23 protein-coding genes and 1 pseudogene are annotated in these 22043 nt (G+C 55.4%); 16 read left to right on the top strand and 8 right to left on the bottom strand.

Going from position 1 to position 22043, the window contains the following annotated elements:
- The first annotated feature begins 22 nt into the window (after positions 1 to 22).
- The 5 genes and pseudogenes from MMW58_RS19805 (at position 23) to dacC (ending at position 3756) form a co-directional block, all read left to right on the top strand.
- Positions 23 to 571, top strand: a complete 549-nt coding sequence (locus MMW58_RS19805; protein ID WP_241721921.1) for a recombinase family protein — start codon at positions 23 to 25, stop codon at positions 569 to 571.
- 83 nt (positions 572 to 654) lie between these two features.
- Positions 655 to 1071, top strand: coding sequence for a site-specific integrase (locus tag MMW58_RS19800; protein ID WP_074188152.1), 417 nt, complete (start codon positions 655 to 657; stop codon positions 1069 to 1071).
- Between the two features lie 411 nt (positions 1072 to 1482).
- Entirely contained in the window at positions 1483 to 1722 is a 240-nt protein-coding gene (locus tag MMW58_RS19795; protein WP_117263739.1) for a DNA polymerase V, read from the top strand.
- A gap of 2 nt (positions 1723 to 1724) precedes the next feature.
- Positions 1725 to 2043: pseudogene (locus MMW58_RS19790) on the top strand (S24/S26 family peptidase).
- A gap of 510 nt (positions 2044 to 2553) precedes the next feature.
- Entirely contained in the window at positions 2554 to 3756 is a 1203-nt protein-coding gene (gene dacC / locus MMW58_RS19785; protein WP_045854600.1) for a serine-type D-Ala-D-Ala carboxypeptidase, read from the top strand.
- Positions 3757 to 3784: 28 nt separating this feature from the next.
- On the opposite strand, the gene deoR is transcribed toward dacC, so the two are convergent.
- Together deoR and ybjG are read right to left on the bottom strand one after the other, a co-directional pair.
- Complete coding sequence (gene deoR, locus MMW58_RS19780; RefSeq protein ID WP_045854601.1) at positions 3785 to 4543, bottom strand: DNA-binding transcriptional repressor DeoR; 759 nt, start codon at positions 4541 to 4543, stop codon at positions 3785 to 3787.
- A 120-nt stretch (positions 4544 to 4663) separates the two neighbouring features.
- Entirely contained in the window at positions 4664 to 5257 is a 594-nt protein-coding gene (gene ybjG / locus MMW58_RS19775) for an undecaprenyl-diphosphate phosphatase (protein WP_159237218.1), read from the bottom strand.
- Positions 5258 to 5582: 325 nt separating this feature from the next.
- Here ybjG and MMW58_RS19770 point away from each other — a divergent pair, with 325 nt between their 5' ends.
- The gene (locus MMW58_RS19770) at positions 5583 to 6818 is read left to right on the top strand and encodes an MFS transporter (protein ID WP_241721920.1); all 1236 of its coding nucleotides are present in this window, start codon (positions 5583 to 5585) and stop codon (positions 6816 to 6818) included.
- 49 nt (positions 6819 to 6867) lie between these two features.
- Here the strand turns inward: MMW58_RS19770 and MMW58_RS19765 are convergent, their stop codons facing one another.
- Positions 6868 to 7680 carry a Cof-type HAD-IIB family hydrolase gene (locus MMW58_RS19765; protein WP_041144742.1) on the bottom strand — a complete coding sequence of 271 codons (813 nt, stop codon included), beginning with the start codon at positions 7678 to 7680 and terminating at the stop codon, positions 6868 to 6870.
- Complete coding sequence (locus MMW58_RS19760; protein WP_041144743.1) at positions 7680 to 8882, bottom strand: MFS transporter; 1203 nt, start codon at positions 8880 to 8882, stop codon at positions 7680 to 7682. Before MMW58_RS19760 ends, MMW58_RS19765 begins: the two co-directional genes overlap by 1 nt.
- Positions 8883 to 9033: 151 nt before the next feature.
- On the opposite strand from MMW58_RS19760, the gene MMW58_RS19755 reads away from it, so the two are divergent.
- A complete protein-coding gene (locus MMW58_RS19755) occupies positions 9034 to 9579 on the top strand; it encodes a TetR/AcrR family transcriptional regulator (RefSeq protein WP_041144744.1) in 546 nt (181 codons plus the stop codon).
- A 229-nt stretch (positions 9580 to 9808) separates the two neighbouring features.
- Here the strand turns inward: MMW58_RS19755 and MMW58_RS19750 are convergent, their stop codons facing one another.
- From MMW58_RS19750 to MMW58_RS19740, 3 genes are all read right to left on the bottom strand, one after another.
- Positions 9809 to 10078, bottom strand: a complete 270-nt coding sequence (locus MMW58_RS19750) for a hypothetical protein (protein WP_159237217.1) — start codon at positions 10076 to 10078, stop codon at positions 9809 to 9811.
- Positions 10079 to 10500: 422 nt separating this feature from the next.
- Entirely contained in the window at positions 10501 to 11349 is an 849-nt protein-coding gene (locus MMW58_RS19745) for a hypothetical protein (protein ID WP_241721919.1), read from the bottom strand.
- A gap of 726 nt (positions 11350 to 12075) precedes the next feature.
- On the bottom strand, positions 12076 to 13761 hold the full coding sequence (locus tag MMW58_RS19740) for an aspartate:alanine antiporter (RefSeq protein WP_041147558.1): 1686 nt from the start codon (positions 13759 to 13761) through the stop codon (positions 12076 to 12078).
- Positions 13762 to 14030: 269 nt separating this feature from the next.
- On the opposite strand from MMW58_RS19740, the gene ybjM reads away from it, so the two are divergent.
- Entirely contained in the window at positions 14031 to 14414 is a 384-nt protein-coding gene (ybjM, locus tag MMW58_RS19735) for an inner membrane protein YbjM (protein ID WP_241721918.1), read from the top strand.
- 6 nt (positions 14415 to 14420) lie between these two features.
- Here ybjM and MMW58_RS19730 read toward each other — a convergent pair whose 3' ends face one another.
- A complete protein-coding gene (locus tag MMW58_RS19730) occupies positions 14421 to 14684 on the bottom strand; it encodes a GrxA family glutaredoxin (protein ID WP_004859945.1) in 264 nt (87 codons plus the stop codon).
- A gap of 204 nt (positions 14685 to 14888) precedes the next feature.
- Here MMW58_RS19730 and MMW58_RS19725 point away from each other — a divergent pair, with 204 nt between their 5' ends.
- The 8 genes from MMW58_RS19725 to potI all read left to right on the top strand — a co-directional run bounded on the left by MMW58_RS19725 (position 14889) and on the right by potI (position 22038).
- Positions 14889 to 15179: a YbjC family protein gene (locus MMW58_RS19725; protein ID WP_041144746.1), complete on the top strand. Its 291-nt coding sequence runs from the start codon at positions 14889 to 14891 to the stop codon at positions 15177 to 15179.
- On the top strand, positions 15163 to 15885 hold the full coding sequence (gene nfsA, locus MMW58_RS19720) for a nitroreductase NfsA (protein ID WP_133597016.1): 723 nt from the start codon (positions 15163 to 15165) through the stop codon (positions 15883 to 15885). Before MMW58_RS19725 ends, nfsA begins: the two co-directional genes overlap by 17 nt.
- A gap of 116 nt (positions 15886 to 16001) precedes the next feature.
- On the top strand, positions 16002 to 16904 hold the full coding sequence (gene rimK / locus MMW58_RS19715) for a 30S ribosomal protein S6--L-glutamate ligase (RefSeq protein ID WP_241721917.1): 903 nt from the start codon (positions 16002 to 16004) through the stop codon (positions 16902 to 16904).
- Between the two features lie 88 nt (positions 16905 to 16992).
- A complete protein-coding gene (locus MMW58_RS19710) occupies positions 16993 to 17475 on the top strand; it encodes a type III secretion system chaperone family protein (protein WP_045854609.1) in 483 nt (160 codons plus the stop codon).
- A 347-nt stretch (positions 17476 to 17822) separates the two neighbouring features.
- Positions 17823 to 18935 carry a spermidine/putrescine ABC transporter substrate-binding protein PotF gene (gene potF / locus MMW58_RS19705; protein WP_133597018.1) on the top strand — a complete coding sequence of 371 codons (1113 nt, stop codon included), beginning with the start codon at positions 17823 to 17825 and terminating at the stop codon, positions 18933 to 18935.
- A 163-nt stretch (positions 18936 to 19098) separates the two neighbouring features.
- A complete protein-coding gene (gene potG, locus MMW58_RS19700) occupies positions 19099 to 20232 on the top strand; it encodes a putrescine ABC transporter ATP-binding subunit PotG (RefSeq protein WP_133597020.1) in 1134 nt (377 codons plus the stop codon).
- A gap of 10 nt (positions 20233 to 20242) precedes the next feature.
- Positions 20243 to 21196 carry a putrescine ABC transporter permease PotH gene (gene potH, locus MMW58_RS19695; protein ID WP_133597021.1) on the top strand — a complete coding sequence of 318 codons (954 nt, stop codon included), beginning with the start codon at positions 20243 to 20245 and terminating at the stop codon, positions 21194 to 21196.
- Complete coding sequence (gene potI / locus MMW58_RS19690) at positions 21193 to 22038, top strand: putrescine ABC transporter permease PotI (RefSeq protein WP_123707153.1); 846 nt, start codon at positions 21193 to 21195, stop codon at positions 22036 to 22038. Before potH ends, potI begins: the two co-directional genes overlap by 4 nt.
- The last annotated feature ends 5 nt before the right edge of the window (positions 22039 to 22043 follow it).

The raw sequence follows: 22043 nt of genomic DNA, 5'->3' as shown, positions 1-22043 counted from the left end.
AGCTTTTTCAAAGGGTTGCATAATGCTGATTGGCTACGCACGGGTATCTACCGGTGACCAAAACCTCGATTTACAGAAAAACGCGCTGATCCGCGCAGAATGTGAGCTGATTTTTGAAGATACAGCCAGTGGGAAGAACGCCAAACGGCCTGGATTGAGAAAGGCTATTCGCCGTCTTCGCCCTGGTGATTCGCTGGTGGTCTGGAAACTGGATCGACTGGGGCGCAGCGTACGCGATTTGATAACGTTGGTGTCGGAGCTGCAGGAGAGGGGCATACATTTTCGCAGCCTGACAGATAGCATCGATACCAGTACGGCCGCTGGCCGCTTTTTCTTTCACGTCATGAGCGCGCTCGCGGAAATGGAAAGAGAGCTGATCGTGGAGCGAACACGGGCAGGTTTAGCCGCGGCAAGAGAGCAGGGGCGTATCGGCGGCCGCAGGCGTGTTATGACTCCTGATGTCATAGAGCGGGCTCATCGGATGATGGATAACGGCGCCACCCGGCAGCAGGTGGCTGATGTGACAGGCGTGGACGTGAAAACAATCTACAAGTACCTCCCGGCGACTTGAAGACAAAGATTTCACTACTTTTCCTGATATGTTACGTTTGGCTTAATCAATTCATTCAGCTTTGAAAACAGTTTGGTTTTTTCGTGAACGGTAAGAAAACAATAAGTTTTGAGCAATTTTTAACTATTAACAGCAATCTTGTTTCCATCTCAGATACATGGGCTGACTTGTGGGCGTTAATTTTTCACACGGGTTTAAGCGCTGGAAGGCTGCTGAGTATTCGATATGATGATATTGATGGTGGCTTGATACTGATACGAAAACAGGGTCACCTGAAGGAGCTACGTGTTGAATCAACCCCTCCAGTGGAGGCGATGATTGCTCGTAGAAGAGAACGCTATCCAGAAGATGTTTTTTTATTTCAGAGTCATTCTAACCGTGTGAAGTACCAACGCCGGCCGGTCACTATAATTGCTTTCAACGCCGCTTTACGTCTCGCCGCTAGATCATTACCAGACGTTAAAGTAAGTAGTCGTAGCGCGAGAAACATACCGGACTAACCGCCTGTCCAGTAGCGTGTGGCCGATGCGATCGGTGTGGGGGTAAGACTATTTTCAAATATTTGCCGGTACAATACGGCGGTAAAAAATCCCCTTGAGCAGGCACACTCAAGGGGGAAATACTACATAACATCATTGCTGTGTGCGTCTTTGCGCTCGTCTATCTTCCAAGAATATGCCTAAAGCTTCCAGATATTTCTGGTCTGAGCAGTTAAAACATTGTGTTGCTGGCCGATGTGATAGGAGGGGGGTGAAGACGATTTATAAATATTTCCCTGCTCAATGTAGTCAGTCGAATTGAGGCATCAATGCGTTACGTCAGCGCCGATCATTGGTAGCCACTGCCAATATTGATCTGCTGCACACATGCGTTTACTGTATTTATATACAGTAAATTTGACAGGGGGAAGTATGCCGCGTTTATACGAAATCGAGACGGCCTGCCGTAACGCAATAGATATCCTGCCTAACGGAAAGCGCATCCTCACCACCAGGCGATTTCTGCAGGAACTGGAGAGATATAACTGGCACTGGTCGCCACGGCAGGCTAACCAGTGGATAGAAGGCTACGTGACAACATTCCGCGATGTCTCAACTCAGGAAGGTGACGATCGCACGTACCAGCTTTACAACCCAAATGGAGGGCTGTAATCGTGGGCTTCCCCTCTCCAGCAACGGACTACACCGAACAGCGATTGTTTGTTAATTCGATATGCAATGTCGGGCCAAATACGATTCTCTTCGAGCGGTCGGGTGGTTACGTTGTGTCTGGATATCTCCCTTAAGGCAAAGCAGGGCAGTCAGGTTCTTATCCAGCATGGCGGCGGGGCGGAACTCGCCACGCTTAGAGGAAAGTCGCTGATTACCGAGGATGGCGAAGCGATCGAAGGTGAGGCCCCGGACGATGTCACTGTTATCGGCGTCGTGACGTTTACTATCTGCGATGTTCGCGGGGACAACACCGTTGTTTAGTTGCTGTTGGTTGTACCGGCGGTGGTGGCGCTGATAGCATCATGGTGTTTGAAGAGCTGGCGAAATGGCTTACTCACCTGCGCGACCATCGATGAAATCAGTCCATAACTTCATTATCATCCCTGATGGGCTTTTTGAGAGCAGAGGCTGGCAATTTTGGGGCAGATTTTGGGGCAAATCGGCGTTTGGGGCATGATTTGGGGCAACCAAATGTCCGCATTTGTCCGCATTTGTCTTGCCATAAATTTTTGTATCTTATTGAAATGTGGCTATATCATTGATTTTTGAACGGTAAGTTTTTTCTTGCCATAATAAAGTTAATATATAGGCAATCGCGATCAAAAAAATTGCTCTGTTTTCAGCAAGACGCGAGGTTATTGCGTAAACTTTAAAAACTTTACCAACTCGCTGTTTCTTTAAGGTCATTTGTACGCTTTACTCACCGGCTGCTGCTGCGCCGATAGAGTGCTGCGGCATATTTTGTTTGGAAAGGATACTTGGGTGGCTCTTATGACGCATGATGCTTTTTCCCTTCGCGGCCTCGCGGCAGGCTGCGCTCTTCTCGTTCTCGTTGCACCTGCGGTACAGGCTGCAGACCAACTCCCCGACGCCCCGTCGATTGATGCGCGAGCCTGGGTCCTGATGGACTACGCCAGCGGCAAGGTGCTCAGCGAAGGCAATGCCGATGAAAAACTCGATCCGGCAAGCCTGACCAAAATTATGACCAGCTATGTCGTCGGGCAGGCGCTGAAAGCGGGCAAGATTAAATCTACCGATATGGTGACCGTCGGCCGCGATGCCTGGGCCACCGGTAACCCGGCGCTGCGCGGCTCGTCGGTGATGTTCCTCAAGCCGGGTATGCAGGTCTCGGTTGAGGACCTCAATAAAGGCGTCATCATTCAGTCCGGCAACGATGCCAGCATCGCGATTGCTGACTACGTCGCGGGCAGCCAGGACGCGTTTGTTAGCCTGATGAACGGCTATGCGCAAAAAATGGGCCTGACCAATACCACCTTTATGACCGTCCACGGCCTTGATGCGCCGGGCCAGTTCAGTACCGCCCGCGATATGGCGCTGCTGACCAAAGCGATGATCCACGACGTGCCGGAAGAGTACGCCATCCATAAAGAGAAAGAGTTTACCTTCAATAAGATTCGCCAGCCGAACCGCAACCGCCTGCTGTGGAACGCCAGCCTCAACGCCGACGGCGTGAAAACCGGCACCACCGCCGGCGCGGGCTATAACCTGGTCTCCTCGGCAAAGCAGGGCGATATGCGCCTGATTGCCGTAGTGCTGGGGACCAAAACCGACCGTATTCGCTTCAACGAGTCAGAAAAGCTGCTGACCTGGGGCTTCCGCTTCTATGAAACCGTGACGCCAATTAAGCCGGACGCCACCTTTATCACCCAGCGCGTGTGGTTTGGCGACAGCAGCGAAGCGAAGCTCGGCGCGGGTGAAGCCGGCTCGATTACCATTCCGCGCGGCCAGATGAAGAACCTGAAGGCCAGCTATGCCCTGAAGGATACGCAGCTGACGGCGCCGCTGACCAAAGGGCAGGTGGTAGGGACTATCGACTTTAAGCTCAATGACAAAACCATTGAGCAGCGCCCGCTTATCGTGATGGAAGCGGTCAACGAAGGCGGCTTCTTTAGCCGAATGATGGACTTCGTGCTGATGAAACTGCACGGCTGGTTCGGCGGCTGGTTCTCGTAATCCGCCGGTCGCGCCCTGCGGGGCGCGATCAGTACAGCAGTGAAATCTGTTTTTGCTTCGCCAGCGCCAGCAGGTCGTCGTCCGGACAGACGTCGCTGGCAATCACGTCAAAACGCGATAAATCGCCCATCCTCGCCGGCCTGACCTTACCGAATTTGCTGTGATCCACCACCAGCACGTGGTAGCGCGCGCTGCTCATCGCCCAGTGCTTAACCGGCAGCTCCTCGAGGTTGTAGCAGGTCGCTCCCTGCTCGCAGTCAATTCCCGCCGCCGAGTAGAAGGCGATGTCCGGGCACAGATGGCTCAGGGTATCCTGCAGGCTCAGCGGTTTAAAAATCGCGTTGCTGGCGTGAAACTCTCCGCCGCAGAGGATGGCCCGACAGTGGGGCTTTTCCTGCAGCGCAAGAAAGGTATTCAGCGAATAGCAGACGCCGGTAAACGGCAGGGCGTTATCAATCGCGTCAATGATCCACGGCGTGGTGGTCCCGCAGTCAAAAAAGGCCATCTGGTGGGCTTCAAGCAGGCCAGCTGCGTGGCGGGCGGCGCGGCGTTTTTCATCCACCAGGCGCGTCTTCTGATCGCTAAGCAGGTAGTGCGTGGCGCTGCGCGGCTCGAGGACGATGTAACCGCCCAGCAGGACAACGGGGCCATTATGGCCGTTCAGGTCGCGACGGATGGTCATTTCAGAAACGCCAAGCAGCGCTGCGGCTTCTTTTAAGTGAAGCTTATCGCTGCGCTTGAGTGCCTGAATAAGCTGGCTGATGCGTTCATCACGACGTGTTTCCATAATCCCTCTAAGCTGAAATCGCCCTGCGTTGGCAGGGCGTCAGTGGGCAATTTTACCTGCCGGAAGGGGGTTAGTCACGCGTCTACAATTCGCGCCGAACGAGGGGCCGCCCGGCGCGGGCTATTCGCGGACCCAGCCTTTGCGGATTGGCAGGGAGAAACAGAGGCGGTACAGGCGCTGCAGGTATTGATAGAGCGGACGGCCGCCGCTGTGCCACAGCAGCTGCGCGGCCAGGCAGCCGCACATGGCGGTCAGCAGGCCGCCGAGCATGTCCAGCGGCCAGTGCACGCCGAGATAGACCCGAGACCAGGCGATAGCCGCCGCCGCGGCCAGCAGCGCGACCCCGGAGCCCAGCCGATGCCAGAATAAGAAGGCCAGCGCGAAGGTAAAGCTGATGGTGCCGTGGTTGCTTGGGAACGAGTTATTCGGCGAATGGTGCAGGAACTGATAGCCGACGTCGGCGGCAAAGGGGCGCTCGTGGGGGAAGAGAAGGCCGAATATCCACGACAGCGCCAGGCTTATTGCCAGGGCCAGCATCACCTTAAATACCAGCTGGCGCCGGTTCGGTCTCCACAGCCACAGCGCGGCCGTCAGTAGAGGAACAATCAAAATCAAATCTTTGGCGATCAGGGTGGCCAGCGTAATTGCCCACGAAGGTGAGGCGGGCGTGGCGTTGATCGCGGCGAACAGCGCGTAGTTGATATTTTCCAGCATTCTTTCAGGCTCTTGGGGTCCGATAACAATAAGCCGCCCACCTTATGAGACGGTGGCGATGAGATAAAGCAGTATTGTCTTAATTATCAGCTTGTTATGATTATTTTTTGGACTGGCGACTTTGCTAACACGCCGGCTGCAATGAGTATAAGGCCTGTAACCTAATTGAAATATAAACGAAATATAGACAGGGATAATAAAAATTGCGCGGGGCGGGGGACAGAAGAAAGGTTGTGCTATTTTTTTAACTGTCACTCACAATTCACTATCTCCCCGACAAGACTTTCATTAAACTTTGCGCGATTTTTTATAAATAAGAGATTTCATGCAGAATTATTCGCTTTCAGGCAAACGCCTCGGACGGCAGGCGCTACTTTTCCCGCTGTGCCTGGTTTTATACGAATTCTCCACCTATATCGCCAACGATATGATCCAGCCGGGCATGCTCTCGGTGGTCGCCGAGTTTCAGGTCGGTAATGAGTGGGTTCCAACGTCCATGACCGCCTACCTTGCGGGTGGGATGTTTTTACAGTGGCTGCTCGGCCCGCTGTCGGACCGTATTGGTCGCCGCCCGGTCATGCTGACCGGCGTCGTGTGGTTTATCGTCACCTGCCTGGCGACGCTGCTGGCCCAGTCCATCGAGCAGTTCACGCTGCTGCGTTTTTTACAGGGCATCAGCCTCTGCTTTATCGGAGCGGTTGGCTACGCGGCGATTCAGGAGTCGTTTGATGAGGCGATGTGTATCAAAATCACCGCCCTGATGGCTAACGTCGCGCTGATTGCGCCGCTGCTCGGGCCGCTGGTCGGCGCGGCATGGGTCCACATCCTGCCGTGGGAAATGATGTTCGTGCTGTTTGCCGTGCTGGCGGCCATCGCCTTCTTCGGGCTGCAGCGGGCGATGCCGGAAACCGCCACCCGCATTGGTGAGAAGCTGTCGATGAAAGAGCTGGGCCGCGACTACGGCCTGGTGCTGAAGAACCTGCGCTTTGTCGCCGGGGCGCTGGCCACCGGTTTTGTCAGCCTGCCGCTGCTGGCATGGATTGCCCAGTCGCCGGTCATTATTATCAGCGGTGAGCAGGCGACCAGCTATGAGTACGGCCTGCTGCAGGTGCCTATCTTTGGCGCGCTGATTGCCGGTAATCTGGTGCTGGCGCGGCTGACCTCCCGCCGCACGGTGCGCTCGCTGATTATCCTCGGCGGCTGGCCGATTATGTTTGGCCTGCTGCTCTCCGCGGTGGCGACGGTGGTGTCGACCCACGCCTATCTGTGGATGACCGCCGGGCTGAGCGTCTACGCCTTCGGAATTGGTCTGGCTAACGCCGGCCTGGTTCGCCTGACGCTGTTTGCCAGCGATATGAGCAAAGGGACGGTGTCGGCGGCGATGGGGATGCTGCAAATGCTGATTTTCACCGTCGGGATTGAAGTCAGCAAACATGCCTATGAGCTGGGGGGCAGCGGAATATTCAGCCTGTTCAACCTGCTAAGCGGCGTGCTGTGGCTGGCGATGATTATCTATTTCCTGCACGATAAAAGCGTCGGCAGCGGCCACGATCCGCAGTAGCGCATGCTAATAACCCCGGGTGCGGCGCGACGCCTCACCCGGGAGCGCATCAGGCGAACGGCGCTTCGCGATTCAGCACCTTATCGATAATATGCAGCACCCCTTCCTCATTGTTATGCGGCGCATCGTAACCGGCGACGGCTTTTACCGGCGCGGCGGCGTTGGCCATGGCGTAGCCGAATCCGGCGTGTTGCAGCATTTCAATATCGTTCCCGCTGTCGCCAAAGGCGACGACCTGATGATTTTCAATCCCCCAGCGTTCCTGCAGGATGCGCAGGCCGTTGGCCTTGTGCACGCCGGGCATAATCAGGTCAATGCTGCCGTAGCCGGTGGCGACGGCGTTGACCATCTCGCCGAGCGCCGCATGCAGCTTTGGCTGCATCTCGGGGATCAGATTATCGGGCACGTTAAGGCCAAACTTAAGGATCGCATCGTCGAGGTTATTGAAGTCATCCACCAGCTCAAGGCGGTGATAATACTTTGCCGCGACCGCTTTTAGCTCATCGTTGTATCGGTTGAGCGTGTAGGCGCTGCGCTTGCCGCAGGCGATAATTTCAATTTCCGGCAGCGTCTGCAGAAAGTCGATGACCGCGTGAAAGTGATCTTTCGGCATCTGGCAGTTGAATACGTCATCTCCGGCGTTGACCACCCAGCCGCCGTTTTCGGCGACGAAGGCAATCTCATCCGCCACTTCGGGGAAAAACGAAATCAGCTGGTAGTACTGGTTGCCGCTGGCGACAACGAAGCGGATATCCTGCTCGCGCATCCGCCGATACTGGCTGAGGAAGCGCTGGCGATTATAGGTTTTGGCATCGCTTAAAAAGGTACCGTCCATATCTACCGCAATCAGTTTGATGCTCATTAGCTGTTCTCCATGACAGGTTCAGGCTGCGGCTTAGCCACCGCACGAGCGACCAGCGCCGCCACCATGACCAGCCCCAGCACCACCATCATGGCGCTGCGCAGGCCGAAATGTTCGCCGAGGAAGCCCAGCAGCGGCGGCCCGACGAGGAAGGCGAGGTAGCCGGTGATGGCCACTACGCTGACGCGCTTCGGCGCATCCGGCCCGGTGTCGCTGGCCGCCGAAATGGTCAGCGGGAAACCGAGCGAAGCGCCAAGCCCCCAGAGCAGCACGGAGATCCCAGCGACCCATGGGTTATCAACAAAAATAATCAGACCAATACCCAGCGCGCCCATTACCGCGCTGGCGCGCACCACCGTTACCCGGCTGTAGCGGTCAATGAACCAGCCGCCGGTAAAGCGGCCAACGGTCATGCCGAGGGTGAATCCGGCGTAAATTAAGGAGCCGGAGGTTGGGCTAAAGCCGTGACCGTCCACCATCAGCAGCGGTAGCCAGTCGTTGGCGGAGCCTTCGGCAAACGCCATTGCCAGCACCACGACGCCAATCAGCAGCAGCTGAGCGTCGCGCCAGACCGGCAGGCCTTTTTCCCCCTGCTGAGCGGCCTCGGCGGCATTTTTCCCGGTGCCATCGGGGATCGCGCGAATGGCGATCGCAATGGGCGCGATGGCGACCAGCGCGGCCAGCAGAATGTGCGGCGCGGCGGGCAGGCCAAAGCCGGTGACCGCCATGCCGATACCGGCGCCGATCAGGGTGCCGAAGCTGTAGAAGCCGTGCATCATCGGCAGCACGGTTTTATTCATTTCTCGTTCGACGGCGGCGCCTTCGACGTTAATGGCCACCTCTGCGGAACCGAAGCTGGCGCCAAAAATCGCCAGCCCGATGGCAAACAGGGTCGCCGAAGCGAACCACAGCGCGACGCTCAGCACCGCCATACCCACCACCGCGCAGGACATGGTGGTACGAATAACCTTGCGGGTGCCGAAGCGCTTAACCAGCCACGCCGAGCAGAGAATGCCGCTCATGGAGCCAATCGACAGGCCAAACAGGACGATACCCATTTCTGCCGTCGATAGCGCCAGCAGATCGCGAATTGCCGGCGTGCGCGTGGCCCATGAGGCCATCAGTAATCCGGGGATAAAGAAGAACATAAATAGCGCCCATAGCCGAAGCTGGAGGGCTCTGCGGGAGTTTTGCGCTGTCATCCGTAAACGCCAGTGAAAGAGAAGATGCAGACAACACTAGCAAGTTTGTGTACATTTGTACATACACCGGATAGCCTTCAGGTTAGCAAATAGTTGGCTATCGTTATTCCCATCATGATCTGTGAATGGGGCGCAATGGAAAGAGATAAATATGGCCCGTCGACCGAACGACCCCCAGCGTCGGGAGCGCATTTTGAACGCGACCCTGGACACGATTGCCGCCCACGGTATTCATGCGGTTACGCACCGTAAGATTGCCTGCTGCGCCGAAGTCCCGCTGGGTTCGCTGACCTACTATTTCAGCGGCATAGACGCGCTGATTGAGGAGGCATTTTGCATTTTTACCGTTGAGATGTCCGCCCAGTATCAGCAGTTTTTTGCCGAGGTGAGCAGCCGCGATGAGGCCTGCGACGCCATCGCCGAACTTATTTTTAGCGCCCAGGTGACCACCGCGCGCAACATGGAGCTGATGTACCAGCTGTATGCCTTCTGCAGCAGCCGTCCGGCGCTCAAGGCGGTGATGCAGAGCTGGATGCAGCGCAGCCAGCAGACGCTGGAGCAGTGGTTCGAACCGCAGACCGCCCGCGGTCTGGATGCGTTTATTGAGGGCATGACCCTGCATTTCGTCACCGACAGCGCGCCGCTGTCAAAAGAGGCGATTCGCCTGATGGTCGGCCGCCTGGCCGGGGAGGCGTAGCGCGCCGAAGATCTGTCTTTAAATAAGATAGCTTGTGCCTCATTAGTGCAAAACTATGGGGAACAAATGTCATGGCGAACGCCGCCGCTGGCGCCATCAAACGGGCCGCGGAGAGGGTGAGAAAAATTAATGAAAAAATATTGTAATTTTATCAATGAATTAATTTATTGATAAAAAGTGGCGATTACGGGGCGGTACTAATCGTTGTTGCCACTTCATACACAGCGTGTCACCTCAAGCGCCAGGGCCCTTTTTCTTCGACTTGTTCGACCATTCCTTCAGATTCAAGCTCTCGCAGCAACGCTACAGCCCAATATTGTTGCTGGGTACTGGGGGCTTTAGGGTAATCTCCCCAGTCGAGACCGCAGAGTCTAAACACTTCAGCCTGCTTAACTCCCTTGCCATTTCTGCGTCCATCCGGATGCTTTGCCAAAGCTGAAAGAGCTAATTCTTTAGCTTTAACACGAAGTTCAAATCCCTGCTGCTGCAGTTCGTTCATAAACATATTTACCCGATTAAAAGGACATTCATCATATTACTACTCTACTACCTGGTGCGCATGCCACCAGCATCTAAAGATTCCTGATTCATGGCTGCGCAGGGCTTTTTTATGCAAGGTGAGTGTAACAAACCGAGGCGGAAAAACCCTACAAAGTGAACATTTCAGCACAGTGGCACCAGCAGATTGAGGAAGAACAGAGTTTTAGAGAGTTTGATGATCGTGAATCTGAGAACTATCTACTTCTGCGAGATGACAGTATTCCATCAGGGGCTGAACTTCGTCGAAATCAGCGCTTGTAAGAGAATGTAGTGATATTGAATACGGATGAAATTTCTTTCATGTATAGTTTTTTAAATCATTATTTGTTGGGTTTCGGTCGAGATTAATATTTAATGCTGAGTGTTAGGGAAAGTGATTTTTTAATCGGAAAAATAGCTTTTTGATATGATGGTGGTATCAGAAAAAATTTTATCACAGGACGCGCTGATTAATCTGAAATTAACTTCTGGTGCCGAACAGGTAATGACAATTACAGGATAATCTTCAGGAAGTTCGGCGTAAAGTTCTGGTTGTTCAAGAAAATAGAACTCTCTAAAGTGAGTGTTCTCAGATATATAGTCAACAATCCATGCGTTACTTGATGTGGATTCATGCGATGGGCTAGTGTCCGAGTTCACTGGGACACTAGCAAGTCGTTCGCCTTTCCATGTTACAGAACCTGGTATCATATCTTGGGTAGATTTTTTAATATAAGCAATAAACTCATCATCATTTAACGTTGCAGCATCTCTTTTAGGGTCAGCCAAATCGGCTCCTGAGTATGACTCAAGTCTGGATCGGGGAATGCTGTAAACTGCTATGTCTATATTTAAGCCAAGATTTTTTTCGCTTGAATTTGTTGGGGGAACAAGACTGGGGACACCCGTACCTCCGTCTTTCTCAATCCAATCTGCAGGATATACGATCTCTACTCCTGAATTATTTTCCCCGTATTGATTTAAGTAACGTTTTTCACTCGCGACCACGGGGTGGTTATTAATCCAATAAGGTATCGCGATAGAGATGAGCCAGGCTGATACCCCTATAGCTAATGAAAAGAATGTCAATATTATTAATAATCGCAAAATACGAAATGCATATTCTGGGGGGAGTTGTGGAAAAAGTGCTGGGTTCTTAATGATTGCTTTAAAGGTTAGGTATAAAACAGCAAAAGCAATGCCTCCGATACCAGCAACGGCGCCTACAGTGTTGAAAATTGCAATAGACAAAGAAACCTCCAAATTCTGATTATATACTATGCAGGTTATTTATAGTGTAGGTGGTTTTTGACTTTGTGAATGGCCTGATTGTTTCCAGTATAGTTGCCTTCCCTGTAACTATCCCGTTAACAATTCGCTTCCTGATTCTGATCCACCGCGGACGATTTTTATGATTCATGACCGACATGTAAACGGAAAGACTGAACGTCAATTTGCTATTTGCAAATCATTTCAGGCAAACAAAGCATGCTTTCTTCTCATCTGTCGGTAACTCGAGCGAGAAGGATGAGACTATGAGCTCTGGTAAGTATTGGATCAGTAATAACTACATTTATGGCCCGAAAGAGTCAGGCCGCTTCTGGATTTCAGGAGGTTACATTTATGGACCGAGAAATTCCGGAAAATACTGGATAAGCGGTAATCATATTTATGGTCCCAGGTATGGTGGGAAGTGTCGGATCAGCGCTGGCTATATCTACGGGCCCTCCGGGTTAGAGCTACCTTGGTTGTCGTAGCGTTGTCGCCATTTTGTCTGCACTCATATTCATATCTTGCTCTAACTTTATGATTTCAAAACTCCCAAAATTCAGGCAACAAAAAACCCATCAACCTTGAACCTAAGTGGCGGGGTTGATGGGCTCCACAAAATGGGGACATCAAAGAAAAGCAGTGGCACTACTTATGACTGATGCCCGTAAGAAAAGTTCTGCCGATGTGCATTTTTTTCTCAAAAAATTACTGAAGCCCTGGCCAGATGATGACAATCAGCGTCCCGGCGAGGGTTAGCAGCACGTTGGCTATTGCATAGGTTCCCGCATATCCCAGCGCCGGAATGTTGCTGCGCGCGGTGTCGCTGATAATCTCCATCGCCGGCGCGCAGGTTCGCGCCCCCATCATCGCGCCAAACAGCATTGCGCGGTTCATGCGCAGAACGTAGGCGCCGAACAGGAAGCAGATAACTACCGGTACCAGGCTGACCACCAGGCCCGCAGCCAGCATCTGTCCGCCGACGGCGCCGAGGCCGTGGCCAATCCCGGCGCCGGCGCTCAGGCCGACCCCGGCCATAAAGACCATCAGGCCGAACTCTTTCACCATATTCAGCGCCCCCTGCGGGATGTAGCCGAAAGTAGGGTGGTTGGCCCGCAGGAAGCCGAGCATGATCCCGGCGAACAGCAGCCCCGCGGCGTTGCCGATGCCGAAGCTGAACGAGCTGAACTGGAAGGTGATCATCCCGATCATCAGGCCGACGATGAAAAAGGCGCAGAAGGCGAGCAGGTCGGTGACCTGGCTGTGGATAGAGATAAAGCCGATGCGGTCGGCCACGGTTTTTACCCGCCGTGCGTCTCCGCTGACCTGCAGAACGTCGCCTTTGTTGAGCACCACGTTGTCGTCAATCGGCATCTCAATCTGGCTGCGGATCACGCGGTTTAAGAAACAGCCGTGATCGGTCAGCTTCAGCTGAGCGAGACGGCGGCCCACCGCATTGTGGTTTTTCACCACGATCTCTTCGGTGACGATGCGCATATCCAGCAGGTCGCGGTCGAAGACCTCCTTGCCGTTGCGAAAGCTGGGGTCGAGGCGGGCGTGGGCGTCCGGATAGCCCACCAGCGCGATATCATCCCCTTTCTGCAGCACCGCATCGCCGTCCGGGTTGGCCAGAATACCGTTACGCCGAATGCGTTCGATATAGCAGCCGGTCTGACGGTAGATGCCCAGCTCGCGCAGATTTTTACCGTCCGCCCAGGCCACCAGCTCCGGGCCAACGCGATAGGCGCGGATCACCGGCAGATAGACCTTGCGCTTGGAGTCGGTATCCAGCCCGCGCTCGCGGGCAATCTGCTGGGCGCTGGTCTGCAGATCCTGATGCTGCAGCTTGGGCATATAGCGCGCGCCGACGATCAGGCTCACCAGGCCAACCAGGTAGGTCAGGGCATAGCCGAGGCTCAGATGATCGAGCGAAAGCGCCAGCTGGTCGGCAGGCAGGCCAAAGTGGCGCAGCGTATCGCCAGCGCCCACCAGCACCGGCGTTGAGGTCATGGCGCCGGCGAGCATCCCGGCGGTCAGGCCGATATCCCAGCCGAAGAGTTTACCTAACCCTAAGGCCAGCAGCATCGCGCTGCCGACCATCACCAGGGCGAGCATCAAATAGTTTTTCCCGTCGCGGAAAAAAATAGAAAAAAAGTTGGGGCCGGCTTCGACGCCGACGCAAAAAATAAACAACATAAAGCCCAGATTCAGCGCATCAGTGTTAATACTGAAATGCTGCTGGCCTAATAATAAGGAAACCACTAAAACGCCAATGGAATTACCAAGTTGTACTGACCCGAGGCGCAGTTTCCCGAGACAGAGACCGAGTGCAAGGACAACGAATAATAACAGGATGTAATTCCCGTTTAACAAATCTGCGACGTTTATATTCACGAAAACCAACTTCTCATTTACTAGTAAGTTGTTGAAGGAAATGGTTATTTGGTCTAAGGTTGCTCCAGTGTTCGCGTTGTCCCGAACCCTATTCTGGCATCCCGTTATAACCGGTAAAAATATAGTCGATAGTTTAATCCTTCCTGGATGCTGCGGCTAGTCACAATCGTATTTACTCCGGCGGGAGCCTTTATTGGCATGGATTGCCAGAATGCTTTATCTGACTGGGCTAATTGGAAGTGGGTTAGAGGCAAAATCAGGAGGATGTTGTGAAAGCTGAGCGTGCCTGGACGGGTGCCGTCTGCGGATTTTTTCTGTTTATCGTGGTCTGTTTATCGCTGTTGTTGCATATGAAAGGCGCCTTTCGGGCCGGCGGTAACCCCGAGCTCGGGCTGCTGCTTTTTTTGCTGCCCGGCGCGCTGGCGAGCTCTCTCTCTCCGGGACGACGCGTGATGCAGCCGCTGGTTGGCGCAATTCTGGCGGCGCCGGTTTGCCTGGCGATGATGCGGATTTTCTTTGTTACTCAACGGACGTTCTGGCAGGAGCTGGCGTGGCTGTTTAGCGCGATATTCTGGTGCGCGCTCGGCGCGCTGTGCTTTATGTTTATCTGCGCCTGGATCGATACCAGACGCAGCAACTCATCGGAGCATTAAACCGTCTCAGGCAAACAGGCCGAGGTTCTCTTTGGCCCAGGCTTCAAAGTCGGTGCAGCCGCCGATGTGCTTCTGATCGACAAAAATCTGCGGCACGGTTTCAACGGGTTTACCTACGGTCTTTTCCAGATCGCTTTTGCTGATGCCCTCAGCGTGAATATCAACGTAGCGGTAGTTAAAATCGTCGCGCTCGTTGGTCAGTTTTTCAGCCAGCTCTTTGGCACGGACGCAATAGGGGCAACCTGGACGACCAAAAATTACGGTAAACATTATTTCTCTCCTTAAATCTCAGCCGGATGGCGAATGACCGCTATGATGCCGGGTTCTGCCGGCGAGTAAAAGAAGGTTCTGCCTTTTGCTTCGATGGTTTAAGGCTATGTTTGATAAATGACTTTGCTTTTAAACCGTTATACTAACCTCGTTGCGCGACGATTTTTACTTCGCCGCGCTAAGCCCACGGACCGGAGGAGAGCGATGCGATCGCCCGCTGTGTTACCCAAAAGCGTTCTGGTGATAGAGATCGTCGGCATCGTACTGCTGACGCTGGCCTGGCTCTCGCTTAATCAGTACCTGCAGCTGCCGGCGCCTTTTGCCAGCCCAACCGCTGCGCTAATAATGATCTTTGCCGGCGTCCTGCTCATGATCCCGGCCGCCATCGCGCTGGTGTGGCGGATGGCGAAGATCGTTGCTCCTCAGCTAACCGAAAGCAAAAAAACACCTTCTTCATTGTCAGACAGAGAAAAACGAGATGACGCCGACCATTGAGCTGCTGTGTAGCCACCGCTCCATTCGCCACTTTACCGACGCACCGGTCAGCGATGAGCAGCGCGCGGCGATTATTGCCAGCGCACAGGGAGCCTCCAGCTCCAGCTTTTTACAGTGTACTTCGATTATCCGTATTACCGACCCGCGCCTGCGCGAGCAGCTGGCGGCGATGAGCGGCGGCCAGCAGCACGTGGTGCAGGCTGCGGAGTTTTGGCTATTCTGCGCCGACTTTAACCGCCTGCTGCAGATTTGCCCGGACGCCCAGCTGGGCCTCGCGGAGCAGCTCCTGCTTGGCGCCGTCGATACCGCGATGCTAGCGCAGAACGCGCTGGTGGCCGCGGAGTCGCTGGGCCTTGGCGGGGTCTATATCGGCGGCATTCGCAACAGCATTGAGGCGGTGACCGAGCTGCTGAACCTGCCGCAGCACGTTCTGCCGCTGTTTGGCATGTGTCTCGGCTGGCCGGCCGATAATCCGGACGTCAAGCCGCGCATGCCGGCGGCGATGCTGGTCCATGAAAACGGCTATCAGCCGGTCGATGACGACGTGCTGGCCCAGTATGATGAGCAGCTGGCGCAGTACTACCTGTCGCGCAGCAGCAACGCGCGCCGGGATACCTGGAGCGACCATATCCGCCGCACCATCATTAAAGAGAGCCGCCCGTTTATTCTCGACTATCTGCATAAGCAGGGCTGGGCAACGCGCTGATTGCGTGTAAACTGCAGCCGGACTGGCATCCGGGCGTTGCGCCAGGCCAGCGCGAATGTTGAGACTTGTCAGCTATCAACGGCCCGTCTGAACGGGCCTTTTTGCCGAGGTGCAGGGTGAAAATTGCCATATTATCCCGGGACGGGACGCTCTATTCATGTCGCCGCCTGACTGAAGCCGCGCGCAAATGCGGCCACCAGGTGGAAATCCTCGATCCGCTCTCCTGCTATATGAACGTCAGTCCGGTGGCCTCATCGATTCACTATAAAGGCCGCCAGCTGCCGCATTTCGATGCGGTGATCCCGCGCATCGGCTCGGCCATCACCTATTACGGTACTGCCGCGCTGCGCCAGTTCGAGCTGCTGGGCAGCTATCCGCTGAATGAATCCGTCGCCATTACCCGCGCGCGCGACAAGCTGCGCTCGCTGCAGCTGCTGGCGCGTCAGGGGATCGATCTGCCGCTGACCGGTATTGCCCACTCCCCGGACGACACCAGCGATCTGATCGCCATGGTCGGCGGCGCGCCGCTGGTGGTCAAGCTGGTCGAGGGCACGCAGGGGATCGGCGTGGTGCTGGCAGAGACCCGCCAGGCGGCGGAGAGCGTGATTGACGCCTTCCGCGTGCTCAACGCCCATATTCTGGTGCAGGAGTATATCGCCGAAGCGAAAGGGCGGGATATTCGCTGCCTGGTGGTGGGGGATGAGGTCGTGGCGGCCATTGAGCGACGGGCGAAAGAGGGCGATTTCCGCTCCAACCTGCACCGCGGCGGCGTCGCTACGGTGGCGACGATTAGCGAGCAGGAGAGAGCGATCGCCATTAAGGCGGCGAAAACGCTCGGTCTGGACGTTGCCGGGGTCGATATTCTGCGCGCCAACCGCGGGCCGCTGGTGATGGAGGTTAACGCCTCGCCGGGCCTTGAGGGCATTGAAACCACTACCGGGGTTGATATCGCCGGGCACATGATTGCCTGGATTGAGCGCCAGGCGACGCCGGAATTCTGCCTGAAAATGGGCGGATAGCGCGCATTGATGACACTTTCATGGTATGCGCCGCGTTTTTTGCGTAAGCTATGACGTCGTTTTTCCACAGCAAGAGGTTACAGGTCATATGGATTCTCTGGTCGTTCCGGGTCTGGATACGTTACGTCACTGGCTCGACGAATTAGGCATCAGCTTTTTTGAGTGTGATTCCTGCCAGGCATTGCACCTGCCGCACATGCAGAACTTCGACGGCATTTTTGACGCCAAGCTCGATCTGGTGGATAACGTGGTGCTCTTTTCCGCGCTGGCGGAGGTGAAGCCGTCCGCGCTGCTGCCTCTGGCGGCGGATCTCTCGGCGATTAACGCCAGCTCGCTGACCGCCAAAGCCTTCCTCGATATCCAGGACGACAATCTGCCCAAGCTGGTGGTTTGTCAGGCGCTGCCGGTGGGCGTCGGCATTACCCTCGAGCAGTTCGGCTGGTTCTTCCGCCAGGGCGAGGAGCAGATCTCGATGGTTATCCTCGAAGCCGCGGCCAACCAGCTGCTGTATAAGGCCGATGAGGAAGAGGATCTCGCGGTGCAGGAGGTTCAGCACCATTTTCTTCACTAGCCTCGCCGGTGAATAGCGCAGCCACTGCCAGAGCGGCTGCGTATTACACGCTTTTATTCTGCTATTAACCCGCCATTAAAGAATTTTTCACCGCCATTCTGCCGCTTTCGGCTTATCACGTAGACCCATATTGCATAAAAAATTGATAAAAGGCGTTATTTTACCTGGGCTATAGCCTCTTATTCTGGCTACAGTTATTCTGACGCTGCTTCCAGTTGCGGGCAACCATTCCGGGAGAGGTCCTCTCTCCTTTTCTTAGACAATGAAAAAATATGCATGATTTTTGCATGCGGATAATTGCGTATATTAAGTCCGTGCTTAACGGGCATTGAGAAGGAATAAGAGATATGACCGCCTTTGGTAAAAAATGGTTAACAGGCTTGGTTACCGGCGCGCTGATGGCCGTCTCTGCCGGTTCGCTTGCCGCTGAACAGAAAACCCTGCACGTTTATAACTGGTCTGATTATATTGCCCCGGACACGGTGGCCGATTTTGAAAAAGAGACCGGGATTAAAGTGGTGTACGACGTTTTTGATTCCAACGAAGTACTGGAAGGCAAACTAATGGCGGGCAGCACCGGTTTTGACCTGGTGGTACCCTCAGCCAGCTTCCTCGAGCGCCAGCTGGCGGCGGGCGTGTTCCAGCCGCTGGATAAAAGCAAGCTGCCCAACTGGAAAAACCTCGATCCGGAAGTCTTAAAGCTGGTCGCTAAGCACGACCCGGAAAATAAATACGCGATGCCGTATCTGTGGGCCACCACCGGGATTGGCTATAACGTCGATAAAGTGAAGGCCGTGCTGGGTAAAGACGCGCCGCTGGATAGCTGGGATCTGGTGCTGAAGCCGGAAAACCTCGAAAAGCTGAAAAGCTGCGGCGTCTCCTTCCTTGACGCACCGGAAGAGATTTTTGCCACCGTGCTTAACTACCTCGGCAAAGACCCGAACAGCATGAAGGCCGATGACTATACCGGTCCGGCGACCGATCTGCTGCTCAAGCTGCGGCCGAACATCCGCTACTTCCACTCCTCGCAGTACATTAACGACCTGGCCAACGGCGATATCTGCGTCGCGATCGGCTGGGCAGGCGACGTATGGCAGGCCGCAAACCGCGCTAAAGAGGCGAAAAATGGTGTCAACGTCTCCTACTTTATTCCGAAAGAGGGGGCGATGGCGTTCTTTGACGTCTTTGCGATGCCGGCAGATGCTAAGAATAAAGATGAAGCCTATCAGTTCCTTAACTATCTGATGCGCCCTGAAGTCATCGCTAAGATTAGCGATCAGGTGTACTACGCCAACGGCAACAAGGCCTCAACGCCGCTGGTCAGCGAAGCCATCCGCAGCAATCCGGCAATTTATCCGCCGGCCGACGTGTTCGCCAAGCTGTTCACCCTGAAGGTTCAGGAGCCGAAAATCGACCGCGTGCGCACCCGCGCGTGGACCAAGGTAAAAAGCGGGAAATAAAACCCGATGGCCCGGTTCGCCGGGCCTGAAAAGGGTATAAATAGCCGGAGTATTGCAGTATGCCCGGCTAAAAAAACGCACCAGGATGGTGCGACTGCACGATAAAGAATGATGTATGGCAACCGGGCCATACGGTGGTGAGTTTTTGCCGGAGAGCGCTTAAGTGAATGACCTAATTTCCCGCCCACAAATGAAAGCCCCCAAAGCGCTGACCCCGCTGCTGGAAATCCGTAACCTGACCAAATCGTTCGATGGTCAGCACGCCGTCGATGACGTCAATCTCACGATTTATAAAGGTGAAATCTTCGCCCTGCTGGGCGCATCCGGCTGCGGGAAATCAACGCTGCTGCGCATGCTGGCGGGCTTTGAGCAGCCGACAGCCGGACAGATTATGCTCGATGGCGTCGACCTGTCGCGCGTCCCGCCGTACCAGCGGCCTATTAACATGATGTTTCAGTCCTACGCGCTGTTCCCCCATATGACGGTAGAGCAGAATATCGCCTTTGGCCTGAAGCAGGACAAGCTGCCGAAAGCCGAAATCGCCAGTAGGGTGCAGGAGATGCTGGCGCTGGTGCATATGCAGGAGTTTGCCAAACGCAAGCCGCACCAGCTATCCGGCGGCCAGCGTCAGCGCGTGGCCCTGGCCCGCAGCCTGGCAAAAAGGCCGAAGCTGCTGCTGCTCGACGAACCGATGGGCGCGCTGGATAAAAAGCTGCGTGACCGAATGCAGCTGGAGGTGGTGGACATCCTCGAGCGCGTGGGGGCGACCTGCGTCATGGTGACCCACGATCAGGAAGAGGCGATGACCATGGCGGGGCGCATTGCGATCATGAATCGCGGTAAGTTCGTGCAAATCGGCGAACCGGAGGAGATCTACGAGCACCCGACGACCCGCTACAGCGCGGAGTTCATCGGCTCGGTCAACGTCTTTGAAGGGCTGGTGCAGGAGCGGCTGGAGGACGGCCTGGTGCTGAAGTCTCCGGGGCTGGTGCATCCGCTCAAGGTTGACCCCGACGCTTCCGTTGTCGATAACGTGCCGGTGTGGGTTGCCCTGCGTCCGGAGAAGATCATGCTCTGCGACGAGCCGCCGGCGGATGGCTACAACTTTGCCGTCGGGGAAGTGATCCACATTGCCTACCTCGGCGATCTGTCTATCTACCACGTGCGACTGCAAAGTGGGCAGATGCTCAGCGCCCAGCTGCAGAACGAACATCGTCATCGCAAAGGCGCGCCAACCTGGGGTGATGAAGTCCGTTTATGCTGGGACGCAGACAGCTGCGTCGTTCTGACGGTGTAAGGAGAGGGCGATGAGTATATTAGAACCACCGGCAGGGGCGAAAAAGCCGGACGCCGCGACGCCGTGGCTGACGCGCCTGCAAATGGCCCACGGCCGCAAGCTGGTGATTGCGCTGCCGTATCTGTGGATGACGCTGCTGTTTCTGCTGCCGTTCCTGATCGTCTTTAAAATCAGCCTCGCGGAGATGGCGCGGGCTATTCCGCCCTATACCGATCTGCTGGAGTGGGCCGACGGTCAGCTGACGATTACCCTTAATCTGGCGAACTTCCTGCAGCTCACCGACGATCCGCTCTACTTTGAGGCCTATCTGCAGTCGCTGCAGGTGGCCGGGATCTCCACGTTTTGCTGCCTGCTGCTGGGCTACCCGCTGGCGTGGGCGGTGGCGCACAGCAAGCCCTCAACGCGCAATATCCTGCTGCTGCTGGTGATCCTGCCGTCGTGGACCTCGTTCTTAATCCGCGTATACGCGTGGATGGGGCTGCTGAAAAGCAACGGCGTGCTGAATAACTTTCTGCTGTGGCTGGGGGTCATTGATCAGCCGCTGGAGATCCTGCACACCAACCTGGCGGTCTATATCGGCATCGTTTACGCCTACCTGCCGTTTATGGTGCTGCCTATTTATACCGCGCTGACGCGCATCGACTACTCGCTGGTGGAGGCCTCGCTGGATCTGGGCGCCCGCCCGCTGAAAACCTTCTTCCAGGTGATCGTACCGTTAACCAAAGGCGGCATTATCGCCGGCTCGATGCTGGTCTTCATTCCGGCCGTGGGCGAGTTCGTTATCCCTGAGCTGCTCGGCGGTCCGGACAGCATCATGATCGGCCGCGTGCTGTGGCAGGAGTTCTTTAACAACCGCGACTGGCCGGTAGCGTCGGCGGTGGCGATCGTGATGCTGCTGCTGCTGATCGTACCGATTATGTGGTTCCACAAGCATCAGCAAAAACAGATAGGGGAACACGGATGAGTGATTTGCCGGTAGTGCGTTCGCCGTGGCGAATATTAATCCTCGTGATTGGGTTTACCTTCCTGTATGCGCCGATGCTGATGCTGGTTATCTACTCGTTCAACAGCTCGAAGCTGGTGACGGTTTGGGCCGGCTGGTCGACGCGCTGGTACAGCGAGCTGTTCCACGACGATGCGATGATGAGCGCCGTGGGTCTGAGCCTGACTATCGCCACCTGCGCGGCGACGGCGGCGGCGATCCTCGGCACTATCGCCGCGGTGGTGCTGGTGCGCTTTGGCCGCTTCCGCGGGTCGAGCGGCTTTGCGTTTATGATTACCGCGCCGCTGGTGATGCCGGACGTGATCACCGGGCTGTCGCTGCTGCTGCTTTTCGTCGCGCTGGGGCACGCGATTGGCTGGCCGTCGGATCGCGGGATGCTGACCATCTGGCTGGCGCACGTGACCTTCTGTACCGCCTACGTCGCGGTGGTGATTTCGTCGCGTCTGCGCGAGCTGGATCACTCCATCGAGGAGGCGGCGATGGATCTGGGCGCCGCGCCGCTGAAGGTATTTTTCATCATCACGCTGCCGATGATCATGCCGGCGGTGATTTCCGGCTGGCTGCTGGCATTCACCCTGTCGCTGGACGATCTGGTGATTGCCAGCTTTGTTTCCGGTCCTGGCGCCACCACGCTGCCGATGCTGGTTTTCTCCAGCGTGCGCATGGGCGTCAATCCGGAAATCAACGCCCTGGCGACGCTTATCCTCGGCGTGGTCGGGATTGTTGGTTTTATCGCCTGGTATTTGATGGCCCGCGCAGAAAAGCAGCGAGTACGCGATATCCAGCGTGCAAGACGCGGCTGAAGCCC

It is taken from the genome of Klebsiella sp. HC6 (genome assembly GCF_022605325.1).
Taxonomy (GTDB): domain Bacteria; phylum Pseudomonadota; class Gammaproteobacteria; order Enterobacterales; family Enterobacteriaceae; genus Klebsiella; species Klebsiella terrigena.
This window is presented reverse-complemented; position numbering and strand designations above follow the sequence as displayed.

Coding starts and splice junctions, on each gene's coding strand:
- MMW58_RS19805 (WP_241721921.1), top strand. CDS start 23: ATGCTGATTGGCTACGCACGGGTATCTACCGGTGACCAAAACCTCGAT.
- MMW58_RS19795 (WP_117263739.1), top strand. CDS start 1,483: ATGCCGCGTTTATACGAAATCGAGACGGCCTGCCGTAACGCAATAGAT.
- dacC (WP_045854600.1), top strand. CDS start 2,554: ATGACGCATGATGCTTTTTCCCTTCGCGGCCTCGCGGCAGGCTGCGCT.
- deoR (WP_045854601.1), bottom strand. CDS start 4,543: ATGGAAACACGTCGTGATGAACGCATCAGCCAGCTTATTCAGGCACTC.
- ybjG (WP_159237218.1), bottom strand. CDS start 5,257: ATGCTGGAAAATATCAACTACGCGCTGTTCGCCGCGATCAACGCCACG.
- MMW58_RS19770 (WP_241721920.1), top strand. CDS start 5,583: ATGCAGAATTATTCGCTTTCAGGCAAACGCCTCGGACGGCAGGCGCTA.
- MMW58_RS19765 (WP_041144742.1), bottom strand. CDS start 7,680: ATGAGCATCAAACTGATTGCGGTAGATATGGACGGTACCTTTTTAAGC.
- MMW58_RS19760 (WP_041144743.1), bottom strand. CDS start 8,882: ATGACAGCGCAAAACTCCCGCAGAGCCCTCCAGCTTCGGCTATGGGCG.
- MMW58_RS19755 (WP_041144744.1), top strand. CDS start 9,034: ATGGCCCGTCGACCGAACGACCCCCAGCGTCGGGAGCGCATTTTGAAC.
- MMW58_RS19750 (WP_159237217.1), bottom strand. CDS start 10,078: ATGAACGAACTGCAGCAGCAGGGATTTGAACTTCGTGTTAAAGCTAAA.
- MMW58_RS19730 (WP_004859945.1), bottom strand. CDS start 14,684: ATGTTTACCGTAATTTTTGGTCGTCCAGGTTGCCCCTATTGCGTCCGT.
- MMW58_RS19725 (WP_041144746.1), top strand. CDS start 14,889: ATGCGATCGCCCGCTGTGTTACCCAAAAGCGTTCTGGTGATAGAGATC.
- nfsA (WP_133597016.1), top strand. CDS start 15,163: ATGACGCCGACCATTGAGCTGCTGTGTAGCCACCGCTCCATTCGCCAC.
- MMW58_RS19710 (WP_045854609.1), top strand. CDS start 16,993: ATGGATTCTCTGGTCGTTCCGGGTCTGGATACGTTACGTCACTGGCTC.
- potF (WP_133597018.1), top strand. CDS start 17,823: ATGACCGCCTTTGGTAAAAAATGGTTAACAGGCTTGGTTACCGGCGCG.
- potH (WP_133597021.1), top strand. CDS start 20,243: ATGAGTATATTAGAACCACCGGCAGGGGCGAAAAAGCCGGACGCCGCG.
- potI (WP_123707153.1), top strand. CDS start 21,193: ATGAGTGATTTGCCGGTAGTGCGTTCGCCGTGGCGAATATTAATCCTC.